The following is a 13,746-nucleotide window of genomic DNA, read 5'->3' on the forward strand; positions in this document are numbered from 1 at the left end:
GCGGCTACCCTTGTAGGTAATGACGTCTGGCATGTGAGAGTGAGTTGCTGAGTGACCATCAAGGACGCCCCCGCGAAGAAGTCCGAGCCTTTCCGAGTGGCAGGATCCCCGCTCGCCGTCGGTCTCCGAGAAATACAACCAGGCGTGTTTGCGGACCCGGCGAATACAGGTGTGGTTTCACGTGAAACCACGGAGGTGCCTGCAGCAGGCGGGAAGGCGCCGGCAGCGGGTAGGCCGAGCAAGGGAAAAAGCGTGATGGAAGCGATGGACGACTCATCACCCCTCGGCCGGGAGTTGGCAAGTGAGGCAAGGCGTCGGGAGAAGCTACTCGGCAAGACCCTTCCCAAGCCCAAGAACACCAGGATCATGACCATCAGCAACCAGAAGGGTGGAGTGGGTAAGACGACCACGACGGTGAACATCGCCGCCGCACTTGCGAGTGCTGGGCTTCACGTGCTGGTGATCGACATTGATCCACAGGGCAATGCCTCCACTGCCCTCAACATCGATCATTACGCTGACGTGGACTCCATCTATGACGTCCTGATCGACGACGTACCGCTCGGTGAGGTCGTTGCTCCCTGCCCGGATGTGCCGAACCTGATCTGCGCTCCGGCAACCATCCACCTTGCCGGTGCCGAGATCGAACTGGTGTCGCTGGTGGCGCGGGAGCAGCGCCTTCGTCGAGCGATCGATGTATATGCGAAGGAACGCGAGGAAAAGGGCGAACCACGCCTGGACTTCGTCTTCATCGACTGCCCGCCGAGTCTTGGGCTTCTCACGGTCAACGCGTTCGTCGCCGCCAAGGAAGTGCTCATTCCGATCCAGTGCGAGTACTACGCGCTCGAGGGTCTCAGTCAGTTGCTGAAGAACATCGAGATGATTCAGAAGCACCTCAACGCAGAGCTCACCGTCTCCACGATCCTTCTGACGATGTATGACGGACGGACGAATCTGGCTGCACAGGTAGCGGCCGAAGTCAGGGAGCATTTCCCGCAGCAGGTGTTGAAGGCTGTTGTACCCCGGTCCGTGCGCATCTCCGAGGCCCCGAGTTATCAGCAGACCGTGATGACGTATGACCCCTCATCCAGCGGTGCGCTCTCCTACCAGGAAGCGGCGGCCGAGATCGCTTCTCGGTCCCAGTAGTCAGTACTATCGGTCCTCCAAGGACCATCACGATGTAGCAGTGGAGGTTTGCTCCACACTGTGGAAGGAAAGACATGGCAGAAAAGCGGCGCGGACTCGGTCGAGGGTTGGGAGCCCTGATCCCGAGTGCCCCTGCTGAGGATGTCTCCGAGACAGCGGAGGTTCTCCCCGCCGAGGAGGATCAGCCGAAGTCCGTTGGTGGAGGCCCTGATGACTCTCGCAAGCCTGTCGGGCGCCCTGTCGACCTGTTCTTCGAGCGCGTCACGGAGGACGACGTGGCGGAGCAGCCTCGCTCCTACTCCACCGCATTGCGGAATGGAATCAACAAGAATGTCACGGCTGCGCAATCGAAAAGAGCTGCGACTCGAGGTACCCGCAAAACTGCTGGCGCAGACGGCGGAGAGGCTCCGTCTACTCCGCGGAGTACCAACAATGCGGTAGTAGGTAAGGGCGCCTCTGGCACTGCCGCGTCCGTACCCGCAATGGATTCTCCTGGTCTGACGGGTGATGACGGTCGTGTCGTCGAGCCTGACACCACCGTTGCTCACCCCGATGCGAGCGTTACCGATGGAGACACGAGTGCCGCCGCCCATGGTGGTACTCCGAAGGGTGATCCCTCTGGAAGCACCGTCGAAAGTGATCAGGACAATGCCGTTTCACGTGAAACGACAACAGCAGAGCCGCGCCCGCCGCTTGATAGCGTGCCACGAGGCGACCAGGCCGCGCTCGTTGATGTACCCGGTGCGACCTTCGCTGACCTGCCCTTGGACAGCATCCATCCGAATCGGAAGCAGCCTCGTGTCGAGTTCAATGAGGATGAGCTAGCCGAGCTCGTCCATTCGATCCGGGAGATCGGCGTCCTGCAGCCGATTGTCGTACGTCCGTCTCAGGAGGGCGGTGATGCGAAGTACGAGCTCGTAATGGGTGAGCGGCGGTGGCGCGCTTCTCGTGAGGCGGGCATGGAGAACGTGCCGGCCATCATACGATCCACCCTCGACGATGATCTGCTGCGCGACGCCCTCCTTGAGAACTTGCACAGGAGCGCCCTCAACCCGTTGGAAGAAGCTGCCGCATATCAGCAGCTCCTCGAGGACTTCGGTTGCTCCCATGACGAGTTGGCGGGTCGCCTTGGCCGTTCACGTCCCCAAATCTCAAATACCCTCCGTTTGATGAAGCTGCCCCCACTCGTGCAACGCCGTGTGGCAGCGGGCGTTCTGTCGGCGGGCCACGCGCGTGCCCTGCTCGGCCTCGGTGAGCCCGCAGAGATGGAGAAGCTTGCTCAGAGGATTGTCTCGGAGGGCCTGTCCGTTCGATCGACGGAAGAGATCGTAGCCCTGAGCGGTGGACTCCGAAGGGCCAGCAAGCCCTCCGCTCCTCGCGATGGTGCTCGTCACGAGCGTCTCGACTACCTGGCAACATCGCTGTCAGACCGATTGGACACCAATGTGAAGATCACCTTGGGAGCCAAAAAGGGACGAGTGAGCATCGAGTTCGCTAGCGTCGATGATTTGAACCGAATCGTGGGAGTTCTGTCGCCCACTTCTGAGTAGCGGCGCGTAATGCCTCAGCAGGGCAAGGATGTTGCATGTGGAACGCTAGGCGACGTTCGACGTTAGTGGCTCGCCTAGTTAGCCGGATCGGTCGAGCTTTCGTCGTTCGGCAGACACCTCTTACTGGAGGGAGGGTGATGCCCGGGTGGTTGCAACTCGAGCCTGACGTCTGGTGAGCCGTCCTGCGGAGCAAACCGATGCTATAGCCTAGAACAGCGGGATCCCTGAAAGCCATAGGCCCCGGGAGTCATCGGTCGCGAGCGTGTGCGTGCTGAGCTCTACTGTCCTCACCAAGCGCTCGGTTGCTAGGACAGTTGAATTATTGGAGCCCTCGCGCTGATGTTCAGACAGAGCGCTGCTCTTCAGCTCGATGCAGATGATAGGAGCAGGGAGTTGCGCCAGGTGGAGGGCTGGTTCCACGTGGAACGGTACTCGCACGAAATTGCCAGCAGGTGCCGCTTTCTGGGTTCATCGGGTCCGCTGGCAAGCCATCCGCTCTGTCTGTCTCATGGCGCTGCAGAAGTTTTGTCTCTGCGGTAGCGATTTGATGAGTAGGCACTCATGCCACGAATGATGGCCTGTATCTCACCATTGACCCTCGATGTCCTGGGGACCCGTATTTATGCACTGCCGCGTCTGCGTTCCCCACGTTGTCCCATCACTTGGGGTCTGTGGGTGACCTGCGTATACGTACGAGACTGTTCGCGCCGAGGTTCCGCGCCGGTTGCTGGCTTCGCTTCGTCGGGCAGCTGGGATAGCGAACTCCGTAGAAGTCAGCAGCCCTGATCCGAGGTGGCGAAGCGTCGGTGTCTACGAGTTGTTTGCGCCATCGAATTGAGATGGTGGCGCACCCCTCCTCCGTGAGATGGGCGCTGAATTAACCAAGCGGAGGGTATGTGCTGCCATCCTCGACCTTCGCCGCAACTCAAGCGAATGAGGGCTTCTCCTGCCAACGCGGCTCATCAATCCGAGTCTGACTTCGAGTTCTCGTCCGAGTCCTAGTCCGAGCCCTGGACCGCGTCCGGGCTGAGGGGCGGCGGTAGCCTTATCCGAGACGGTGGTCGCCTGGGCGAATCTTTGAAGCGTCCCCGATGCGCAAAGCGCATAGAAGTGTTTCACGTGGAACATGAGGGTTTGATTCGGGCCTTGCGCACGCGCCTGGCGCATAGGGATCGTGTGGAACAGCTAGCGAAATCCGGCCATAACTGGAAGCAGGCTGAACAGAGCGGTTTGTCTCGTCAGGCTGCTTCCTGAAGCAGATACCCCTTCGAGCCCCTCGATCGACGTGTGCACCTTTCGGAGGTACTCCGGCCAGGAGGTGAGAATGCAAGGAGCGCGGTGTACTCCCGTCCGGCCGGGTGGCGACAGAACCGCACTACAGCTTTGGACCGGCGTTACTACTAGCTGCATTTGATGCAGCACTATCGCGATCGGCGAGAAGGCATTCCTGCTGAAGGCCCCGAGTAGTCGAAACACCGACTCGAGCGCAGGTCTGCCAGAGCCTCCGCGACTGGTCCCGGTACTCGTCTCGCGTTCACCGGTTCGTTCCACGTGAAACACCGCAACCCGGAAGGAGGCGTGTCTTGCAATAGCAGTGCGACCGCTATCACAGCAGCTCCGCAGGTCATTATGGCTCTCGCAGCAGCCGTGATGATCCCTGTGCTCTTGAAGGCGCTGCGGCCGGTGTCGTGCCGATAGCCGGAGTTTCCCACTCCCACGAATTGTCGAACCTTCTTTCATCCGTTCCGGTTGCGTCGTCACAAGCGGCCACGGCGATTTTGGAGCACAGGCCGAGGCCGAGGAGATCAGGCAGGGCGCTCTTAGAGCAGATGCTTTCAGAATCGGCGCTGACTATCCTTTGACTCCTCCAGCCTTTGGACGGGGCTCGCCTGCTGTCCTTGCACCCTAATTCGCCACGGCGTCAAGGAGCAGCGGTCCCCAAGGGCTGGGCGCGGCAGTCAGGAAGAACTGCAGAACAGCCATACGGGCGGTTGCCCCACGGGTCCGCGAGACGCGGCTGTCCGGAGGTACGCCAAGGGCCGTCCGGTCGACGGTGCGTTTCCAAGGTCGACGGTGCGGTTCCAAGGGGGTGAACGCGGCCCTGTGAGGCCCTGCTATGTGAGCTGGGGCGAGAGGCGGCGGCCAGAAGAGGGCGTAAGTTCGAACCAGGCCTCGCGGCTGCACCTTCTACTTGGAGCATTGCACAGAAGAATCAACACCGCACTTGCCCCACTCCGTTTCACGTGAAACGACCGCATCCGAAGGCCGTGCCGATAGCAGTCCATCCATTATGCGAGAGACAAGAACAGAAGGAACACCAAGGCGTGCAGCAGGTTTACCCTGATGTTCTGCGCGTACGCAGGAATGAGGGCTCCCTGGATCGGTCATGATTGCCGGCGTGTTTTCAACAGCGCCGGTACACGAGCGAATCATACCTACTGGCGGTCTCCAAACGATTCTGAGACATGAAAATGGGCCCGTCGATACCGACGGGCCCCTTTTCATCGTCTTCAGTTGATGAAGGCGGCGAACTCCTGCTCGAGTACGTGCTTGGGCTTCGCCCCGATCGACGTGGCCGCCACCTCTCCACCCTGGAACACGTAGACCGCGGGGATCGAGGTGATGCCGTACTTGGCGGCGATTGCGGGGTTGTCGTCGACGTTCACCTTGACGACGTCGACCTTCTCCGAGTGTTCCGTCGCGATGTCGTCGAGGATCGGGGAGAGCATGCGACAAGGGCCGCACCACTCAGCCCAGAAGTCGACGATGACAGGCTTGCTGGCCTTGAGGACGTCCGCGTCGAAGGACGCGTCAGTCACATCCTTTGCGTTGCTCATTCGAGTTCTCCTTGTAGTTGATGATCAATCAGAGGGAAGCAGTTTCGGAGACGGCTTCAGCCGGCGGGGTGGGCACCCGGGCAGCCGTCTGTGCTGCGCTCACCGTGTCAGCCAGATAGTGCTCGACATCCAGGGCTGCTACGCAGCCGCTACCGGAGGCGGTAATAGCCTGGCGATAGGTCGGATCGATCACGTCCCCGGCCGCGAAGACGCCGGGCAGCGAAGTCTTGGACGTGCGGCCCAGCACCGCGATGGTGCCTTCGCTCGTGAGTTCCAGCTGATCCTTCACGAGATCGACCCTCGGGTCGTTGCCGATGGCGACGAAGATGCCTGTCACGTCGAGATCGCTGGTCGTTCCGTCGACTGTGCTCGCCACCTTCACGCCGGTCACCTTGTCCGTGCCGTGGATACCCACGACCTCGGAATTCCAGAGAAACCGGATCTTGTCGTGGGCGAAGGCGCGATCCTGCATGATCTTAGAGGCACGAAGGCTGTCGCGACGGTGGATGACCGTGACCGAGCGGGCAAACTTCGTCAGGAAGAGTGCTTCTTCCATGGCTGAGTCCCCACCGCCCACGACGGCGATGTCCTGGTCGCGGAAGAAGAAACCGTCACAGGTTGCACACCAGCTGACCCCGCGACCCGACAGCCGCTTCTCGTCGTCGAGGCCGATCTCGCGGTACTCCGAGCCGGTCGAGATGATGACCGCGCGGGCCAGGAACTCCTCGCCTGTCGCGATGGTGAGTTTCTTGATCTCACCCGACAGCTCGGCGGTCACCACGTCCTCGAAGAGGATCTCGGTACCGAAGCGACGCGCCTGCTTCTCGAACTGTTCCATGAGTTCCGGTCCCATGACGCCTTCAGGGAATCCGGGGAAGTTCTCGACATCGGTGGTGTTCATGAGTTCGCCGCCGGCCTTCACCGAACTGGCGAGCATGACCGGCTTCAGGTTTGCGCGTGCGGTGTACACCGCAGCGGTGTAGCCCGACGGCCCGGAGCCCACGATGATGACGTCATGGATCTTCTGCTCGCTAGCAGAGCCATTGATTGTAGGCGTGTCCAGCTGGACACCGGTTTGCGTTGTCACGTTCTCGAAAGACCTTTCTGTCTTTTCATGCGCTGATACGGCCGAGCTGGACATATCCGCGGACACTTCCGTCAACGGGCGCACGAGGGATGTTATTCCGTCGCCCCGGTGTGTCCGTCACCTGTGCGATTGCGCGGCCCCGCTGGGCGGGGGCGCTGCCTCACTGCATCTATTCGATGCGGATCTCCGCGATCCTGAGGCCGAACGGATACTGGGCCTGGATATTGGAGAGCCGTGGCAATCGGGTGATGTTGACGATGACGTAGCGACCGCTCGCGGGACCGTCGGTGCCGGCGGGGATAGGCAGGGTGACCGTGGGTGCGGTGAAGCTTCCCTGCGCGATCTGGACAGCGCCGTCGAGGGTTGGCTGGTCGTTCACCAGGACGGAGAAGCCGCCCCCTGCCCCGTTGAGCTGATCGATAGTGACGCGAGACACAGCGGATTGCTGCTCGAGCTCGACGACGAGAGCGAGGTTCGTGGCCAGCCCGCCGAACGTGTCACTGGCGTAGACCTGGTTGCCCCAGAACGTGGCGGGATTCCCGTCGATGATGAGCGGCAGATTGACGTCGTTCGCTGCGTCGAGGGCCTGATTGTCAGGAACGAGCCGGGTGATCCCGGTGACGACGGGTGGTACTGCTTCGGGTGTCGGTTCTGCCGAGGGAGTGGGCGGCGCCACCGATTCCTCCGGCGCCGGCTCGCTCGTGGCCTGCTCGGTCCCGCCGCCCGCGAGGTCGGTTCCCCCGGAGATCTTTCCCAGTTGTGTCGCCGCGAGGACGACAGCCACCACGAGCACGATAGTGAGGACGACGCCGACCAGCACGCGGCTGAACCTGCGCCCCCCGGTGTCGGTGTCGTCGTAGTCATCCCCGTAGCCGTCGTCGTCATTCCGGCCATGGCCATCAGGGTGCTGTGTGCCAACGGACGCACTCTGGTGTCCTGACAGCGGAAAGCGGGACGCCGCCCGTTCGGGCTGCTGCGACGCCATGGCGGATGCCGCGCCGGCTGCCCCGGCACCTGCGGCTCCTGCTGCCGCTGCCGCGCGCAGGGGACGCGCGTCATCCTGTTCGGGTCCGCCGTCGCGCCCGGACGGTTGCCCGGCCGGAGGACCGCTCGGTTTCCTGCTGGGCGGCGGTGGTACGAGGTGAGGTGTGCGGCGGGGCTCGGCCACCGGCGAGGCCACGACGGGTGGGAGATCGGATGTGTCGTCCTGGCGTTCCTGGTCGGACCTCTGGCGCCCGAATCGCCGCGTCAGGCCGGAGAGGCGTGACTTCCGGTGGGGCTGCTCGTCGTCGTACTCGTCGTACTGGTCGTCGTCGTCCTCATAGGTCTCGGGTTCCATGGACCGGGGGCGGCCGAAGATCTCCGAACCGAGGGTGTCGGTGAAGAAGGGCTCGACATATGGCGCCTCCTGCGCGGGCGCGTCCTGCTGCACGATCAGGTCGAGCATGTCGGCAGCCGGTGCCCGATTGGTGACCAGGTAGGTGCCCGCTTCGGTGATCCCGAGGTCGAGGACCTGGATGTTCCCGCTGCGGTCGCCGGTCGCCAGCTCACGGGCACTCGTTGCTACCTGGGAAGCATTCCCTGCTGATGCGACGAGGATGCTCACCGAGCGGTTGAGCACCTGGTCGACGCCGTCGAGCACGAGATCCTTCTCAGCAGATGCCAGCACATAGGCGGTCACCTTGTAGCGGCCCCCCAGCACTGAACCGACGTCTACTGCTTCTGGCACGTGTTCCTCCCGGCAAACCTGGCTGATTTCTCACCATGCTACCGGTCGGTCACGCCTTTCCCGGGCTGGGACGTCAGGCGGCGCTCCGGCGGAATCGCGCCATGAGCGGCTCCAGGAACTCGCTCAGTTCGGTGATGCGGAGCAGTTTGAGCATGCCCAGGTACACGGCGGACATCAGGACTCCTCCGATCGCGAGGACGAGGAGGGCATGAAGTTTCGATTGCCAGAGGTACCCGCCGGCGTCGTATCCGCCGAACGCCCAGGACAGGGCCGTCCCCGCGAGCGCCGAGACCAGGCCCGCGATGATGAGCCGCACGTGGACGTCGAAGACGTGCCCGGCGCCATAGGATCCGATGGCGCGCTTGAGGAAGACGTGGCTGATGACGACGGCGATCACGTTGCCCAGCGTGTATGCCACTGCGAGCATCGGCACGATGAGCCGAGGATCGAACATGGCGGCGAGGAGCGCGAATGCGACCCCGACGACGGACAGGATCAGCTGGATCTTGAGGGGGGTCCTGACGTCCTCGCTGGCATAGAAGACGCGATTGAGGAAGAAGTTCGCACTGAGGAACGGCGCTCCTACGGCGAGGATCGCGATGATCACGCCGTTGATGGCAGCGACCTCGGCGGATTCGCTGAAGAGCATCCCCAGGGGTCCGGCGAAGGTGAGCAGCGCGGCAGCACCGAAGACGGTGGCAACACCGATGATGCGCAACCCCTGGGACAGCGTTGCCCGGACGGCGGCGAGGTTGTCGTCCGCATGTGCGGACGCCAGCTGGTTGAACATGACCGTCGCCAGGGACAGCGCGATGACCGCGTGCGGGAGCTGGTACACCATCGACCCGAATTCGAGGTTCGTCGAGCCCGCGATCTGCACCGGTGGATCCTGGGCGAGAAGGCGCGGCCGGGCATCGGCGGCGATCGTCGCCACACGCAGGTTCACGAGGTAGAGGCCGTTGCCGATCAGCATGGTCACGATCGTGACGGAGGCGAGCTTCCCGGTCCGACCGAGCCCGGTGCCGCGGACCCCGAATTTCGGCCGCAGGCCCAGGTTCAGACGCTTCAACGGGACGAACAGCACGACCGCCTGGATGATGATGCCGAGCGTGGTCCCGCCGGCGAGCAGCACCGTCTGCTCCGTCGTCCACGTCTCCGGGCTGTGCCGCTCCACCTGCTCGGTCCCCATGAGCATGATGAAGACCACCAGGAATGCGATGGACACCAGGTTGTTGACGACGGGCGCCCACATGTACGGCCCGAACGATCCGTTGGCGTTGAGGATCTGCCCTGTCACCGCGTACATGCCGTAGAAGAAGATCTGCGGAAGGCACCAGAAGGCGAAGGCGGTGGTGAGCGCGAGGTTGGCTCCCGTGAAGCTCGTGGTCAGCCCGACGATGACGGGAGCGGCGAGAGTCACGAGCACCGTGAGGACGAGGAGGGCCGCGGCGGCGAGCGTGAGCAGTCTGCTGACATAGTCCGCGCCCCGGTCGGGCTGCCTGCTCGCACGGATGATCTGCGGTACCAGGACAGCATTGAACACGCCGCCGGCCAGCATGAGGTAGATGAAGTTGGGAAGGTTGTTCGCGGAGGTGAAGAGGTCCGAGACCTGCCCCGAGGCTCCGATCGCGGTGGCGAGCAGTCCCACGCGGACCAGGCCGAGGATCCGCGAGACCAGCGTCCCGGCGGCCATGATCGCGCTCGAGCGTGCGGTGGAACCGCTGCTCGGGGTAGGGCGGGTCTCCCGTAGGGGCTGCCCGGCATCCTGCAGTGGTATCGAGGCTGTGTTCGTTTCAGACATCGCTCCCCATCGTCTCACCCGAGGAACGACGACGACGTCCGCGCCCTCGGCGAGTGGCTCAGAGGTGCTCGGGCAGGACCTCGCGCGCAAGGTCGGCGATGCGGCGTTCGTTGGGGAAGGACAGGCGGCGGCCCAGTTCCTGGAGAGGGACCCAGGCGACGTCGACGGCTTCGTGGTCCGGATCGTTCTCGATGGTGAGGTAACCGCCGGTGGCGATCAGCAGGAAGTGGTGCACCGTCTTGTGGACGCGGTGACCGCTGACGGTGAACCAGTAATCGATGCTGCCGAGGGCGGAGACTATCCGCCCCTCGATCCCGGTTTCCTCCGCGATCTCACGGATGGCTGCCTCTTCGCTGTTCTCGACGCCCTCCGGGTGGCCCTTGGGCAGGCACCATTCCAGGCGGCCGCCGCGGTTCAGACGAGCGATGATGGCGACGTCCAGGGAGTCCTTCGTGGTGTCGACGACGATCCCACCAGCCGAGACCTCCTCCACCGTGGGCAGCTGGTGCTGCACGGCAGGCATACCCGTGGTTCCCATTGACACTGTCAACGGGGTGCGCTTTGGAGCACTTGGAACGGGTCGGTCCATGGAGACCACTCTAACGATCTTTAAGGAGCGGCGATGACGGTGCGACGCGCTGCGCACCGGCCTGTGTACCAGCCGCGGGGGCCGGCACCGGTGTGGGAAACACGGGCTGATCTGGCACCCTTAAGGGACTATGGCGCACCTGCTGGACACTTCGACCCTTACCGCACCCCTCCCTCCCGTAGTCCTCGAGGTCGGTGAGCTCTTCGATGCAGCGGGCCATGAGCTCTCCCTCGTCGGCGGGCCGGTGAGGGACCTGTTCCTCGGCAGGGTCTCGCCCGACCTCGATTTCACGACGAGCGCCGACCCCGACCAGACCCTCGCCGTCATCAGGCGCTGGGCCGATGCCTACTGGGAGATCGGCCGGGCCTTCGGCACCATCGGGCTGCGGAAGGACGGGTTCCAGATCGAGATCACGACCTACCGCGCCGAAGCCTACGACCCGGAGTCCAGGAACCCGACGGTCGCCTTCGGAACGAGTCTCGAGGACGATCTCTTTCGCCGTGATTTCACGATCAACGCCATGGCGCTGCGGTTGCCGTCGCTCGAACTCGTCGATCTGTTCGGCGGTGTCAGGGACCTGCACGCCGGGATGCTGCGCACCCCGGGAACTCCGTCGTCGTCCTTCTCCGACGATCCACTGCGGATGATGCGCGCGGCGCGTTTCGTCTCCCAGCTGGGGGTCGCCGTCGCGCCCGACGTATCGGAGGCGATGACGGCGATGGCCGAGCGCATCTCGATCATCTCCGCGGAACGCGTCCGGGACGAACTCGTGAAGCTCATCCAGGGGCGGTCGCCCGACGCCGGGATCGACGTTCTGGTGGACACCGGACTTGCCGATCATGTGCTGCCGGAGGTCGCGGCGCTGCGCCTCGAGACGGACGAGCACCACCGACACAAGGACGTCTACCAGCATTCGCTGACCGTCCTGCGCCAGGCGTGCGAGCTCGAGACGGACGACGACGGCCCGGTACCTGCGCCCGACGTCGTCCTGCGCTTCGCCGCGCTGCTGCACGACATCGGCAAGCCCGCGACGCGGAAGTTCGAACCCGGCGGTGCGGTCAGTTTCCGTCACCACGATGCCGTCGGCGCCAAGCTGGCAGCCAAGCGGCTGCGGGCCCTGCGCTTCGACAACGACACCATCAAGGCCGTGGCTCGCCTCGTGGAGCTGCACATGCGTTTCTACGGCTACGGAGAGGCAGGCTGGAGCGACTCCGCCGTGCGGCGCTACGTGAACGACGCCGGCCCCCTGCTCGAGCGCCTGCACCGCCTCACGCGCTCGGATGTCACGACGCGCAATCGACGCAAGGCCGAGCGTCTCGCCTTCGCCTACGACGATCTCGAGGCCAGGATCGCCGATCTCGCCGAGCAGGAGGAGCTGGCTCAGATCCGGCCGGACCTGGACGGGGAACAGATCATGGCACTCCTCGGCATCCGCCCCGGCCCGGTGGTGGGCCGCGCCTACCGGTACCTCCTCGAGGAACGCATGGAGCACGGACCCCATGACCCCGCCGACGCCGAGACCAAGCTCCGCCAGTGGTGGACCGAGCAGCCCGAGTCACAGGAGAGCACACCATGAAGCCCATGACAGGCGCAGCAGCGCCGGATCTCACTCCGGCCGGGACACCGCTGCCCAGGCTGTGGCTGCTGCGGCACGGCGAGACGGAGTGGTCGAGGGACGGGCGCTACACCGGGCTGACGGATCTTCCGCTGACCCGGCACGGCGAGCAGCAGGCGCTGGCGGCCCGCGAGCACCTCCAGGACGTCGAGTTCGATCTCGTGGTCACCTCGCCCCTGCAGCGCGCGGTCCGTACGGCCGAACTGGCAGGGTTTCCCGACGCGGAGGTACTCCCGTTCGCCCACGAATGGGACTACGGGGACAACGAGGGCAGGAACAGTGCGACAGTCCGTGAGGAGAACCCGGGCTACCTGATCTGGAACGACGGCGCCCCGCACGGCGAGACCCTCGACCAGGTGTCCGAGCGGGCGGACCGTGTCATCGCGCGGGTGCAGGCCGGGTGCGGCACGCCTGCCGACAGGGATCCCGAGGCGCAGCCCGTGCAGAACGCCCTGCTCGTCGCCCACGGTCATTTCCTTCGGATCGTCGCGGCTCGCTGGCTGCAGTTCGGCGGGATCGAAGGGAGGCGGTTCGTCCTCGGCACAGCCGCGGTCTGCGCCCTCGGGTGGGACAAGCGCACCCCCGCGATCGTGCACTGGAATTTGTAGCCGGCTCCGAACCGGTTGTACGAAATTGCACGCAAAGTCCCGTCGAGGGAGAATCCATCGGCAAATTTTTCCGTGGGCTATGCCGATCAGCATTTCATGAGGTAGCTTTATCTACATGCCATTGGGCCTTCCCAACCGATCATCTCGGGAACGTCGTGGCTGGACATCAGTAGGTGCACTCAGCGAAATGGAGGTGGAGATTGTGAATACCATGCTCAGCGGAGCCTTTGCCCGCGGCGCCAATCCCGCCTTCGTCATCCGTTCGCACTAGGAAGTCAGCGCACCGGCTCCAGCCGGCTGATCCACCCATCACCCCGCGCCCGTGCGCGACTTCCTTCCGTGATTCTTGCGGCCTTTCCTTTTCAGGAATTGCCTTTTCCTGGGCTTCATCGTGCCCTTCACCATCCACTGAGAGTTTGTCATGTCCAATTCACGGGGCATTCCTGCCCAATTCACCGAACCGTCAGCGATGTCCCCCACCACTAAACCTCCTCCCGCCGGTAGGGGGTCCGTGCAGGGGGAATTCATCATGAGCGGATCACTGACACCCTCCCTGCAGGACACCGGGACAGTGCAGGACGACCCAGCTACCCCTGCCACCGCCATGCCCGGATTCCACCGCAGGAAGAAGGTGCAGCGCATGCTGAAGAGGTGGCGTCGCGGGCTGTCGTTCTGGGGCCGGATCCTGTCCAGTCCGTCCCGTGGTCCATGGGACGACTGCCATCGATTCCGGGATCCCCACCACACCATGTTCATCAAGTAGGACGCCGTGCATCGATGAACG

Annotated in this window: 10 protein-coding genes; 5 read left to right on the forward strand and 5 right to left on the reverse strand. The window is 63.7% G+C overall.

Features of this window, described 5'->3' with window-relative positions:
- Positions 1-255 precede the first annotated feature (255 nt).
- On the forward strand, positions 256-1,146 hold the full coding sequence (locus FDK12_RS04900) for a ParA family protein (RefSeq protein ID WP_137368796.1): 891 nt from the start codon (positions 256-258) through the stop codon (positions 1,144-1,146).
- A 482-nt stretch (positions 1,147-1,628) separates the two neighbouring features.
- Positions 1,629-2,696, forward strand: a complete 1,068-nt coding sequence (locus FDK12_RS04905; RefSeq protein WP_317616712.1) for a ParB/RepB/Spo0J family partition protein — start codon at positions 1,629-1,631, stop codon at positions 2,694-2,696.
- 2,510 nt (positions 2,697-5,206) lie between these two features.
- On the opposite strand, the gene trxA is transcribed toward FDK12_RS04905, so the two are convergent.
- From trxA to FDK12_RS04930, 5 genes are all read right to left on the reverse strand, one after another.
- Complete coding sequence (gene trxA, locus FDK12_RS04910) at positions 5,207-5,533, reverse strand: thioredoxin (protein WP_137368511.1); 327 nt, start codon at positions 5,531-5,533, stop codon at positions 5,207-5,209.
- A 28-nt stretch (positions 5,534-5,561) separates the two neighbouring features.
- Positions 5,562-6,581, reverse strand: a complete 1,020-nt coding sequence (trxB, locus tag FDK12_RS04915; RefSeq protein ID WP_223263133.1) for a thioredoxin-disulfide reductase — start codon at positions 6,579-6,581, stop codon at positions 5,562-5,564.
- Positions 6,582-6,789: 208 nt separating this feature from the next.
- Entirely contained in the window at positions 6,790-8,349 is a 1,560-nt protein-coding gene (locus FDK12_RS04920) for an ABC transporter substrate-binding protein (RefSeq protein ID WP_137368513.1), read from the reverse strand.
- A gap of 73 nt (positions 8,350-8,422) precedes the next feature.
- Entirely contained in the window at positions 8,423-10,150 is a 1,728-nt protein-coding gene (murJ, locus tag FDK12_RS04925; RefSeq protein WP_137368514.1) for a murein biosynthesis integral membrane protein MurJ, read from the reverse strand.
- A gap of 58 nt (positions 10,151-10,208) precedes the next feature.
- The gene (locus tag FDK12_RS04930; protein ID WP_137368515.1) at positions 10,209-10,739 is read right to left on the reverse strand and encodes an NUDIX hydrolase; all 531 of its coding nucleotides are present in this window, start codon (positions 10,737-10,739) and stop codon (positions 10,209-10,211) included.
- 130 nt (positions 10,740-10,869) lie between these two features.
- On the opposite strand from FDK12_RS04930, the gene FDK12_RS04935 reads away from it, so the two are divergent.
- From FDK12_RS04935 to FDK12_RS04945, 3 genes are all read left to right on the forward strand, one after another.
- A complete protein-coding gene (locus FDK12_RS04935) occupies positions 10,870-12,315 on the forward strand; it encodes a CCA tRNA nucleotidyltransferase (protein ID WP_137368516.1) in 1,446 nt (481 codons plus the stop codon).
- Positions 12,312-12,962, forward strand: coding sequence for a histidine phosphatase family protein (locus FDK12_RS04940; RefSeq protein ID WP_223263095.1), 651 nt, complete (start codon positions 12,312-12,314; stop codon positions 12,960-12,962). The genes FDK12_RS04935 and FDK12_RS04940 overlap by 4 nt, the downstream gene beginning before the upstream one ends.
- Before the next feature lie 529 nt (positions 12,963-13,491).
- Positions 13,492-13,725 (forward strand): hypothetical protein, encoded by a 234-nt coding sequence (locus FDK12_RS04945; protein ID WP_137368517.1) that lies wholly within the window; start codon positions 13,492-13,494, stop codon positions 13,723-13,725.
- The last annotated feature ends 21 nt before the right edge of the window (positions 13,726-13,746 follow it).

This window comes from Arthrobacter sp. NamB2 (assembly GCF_005281365.1).
Lineage (GTDB): Bacteria > Actinomycetota > Actinomycetes > Actinomycetales > Micrococcaceae > Arthrobacter_D.

Coding starts and splice junctions, on each gene's coding strand:
- FDK12_RS04940 (WP_223263095.1), top strand. CDS start 12,312: ATGAAGCCCATGACAGGCGCAGCAGCGCCGGATCTCACTCCGGCCGGG.
- FDK12_RS04935 (WP_137368516.1), top strand. CDS start 10,870: ATGGCGCACCTGCTGGACACTTCGACCCTTACCGCACCCCTCCCTCCC.
- FDK12_RS04905 (WP_317616712.1), top strand. CDS start 1,629: ATGGATTCTCCTGGTCTGACGGGTGATGACGGTCGTGTCGTCGAGCCT.
- trxA (WP_137368511.1), bottom strand. CDS start 5,533: ATGAGCAACGCAAAGGATGTGACTGACGCGTCCTTCGACGCGGACGTC.
- FDK12_RS04930 (WP_137368515.1), bottom strand. CDS start 10,739: ATGGACCGACCCGTTCCAAGTGCTCCAAAGCGCACCCCGTTGACAGTG.
- FDK12_RS04945 (WP_137368517.1), top strand. CDS start 13,492: ATGAGCGGATCACTGACACCCTCCCTGCAGGACACCGGGACAGTGCAG.
- murJ (WP_137368514.1), bottom strand. CDS start 10,150: ATGTCTGAAACGAACACAGCCTCGATACCACTGCAGGATGCCGGGCAG.
- FDK12_RS04900 (WP_137368796.1), top strand. CDS start 256: ATGGAAGCGATGGACGACTCATCACCCCTCGGCCGGGAGTTGGCAAGT.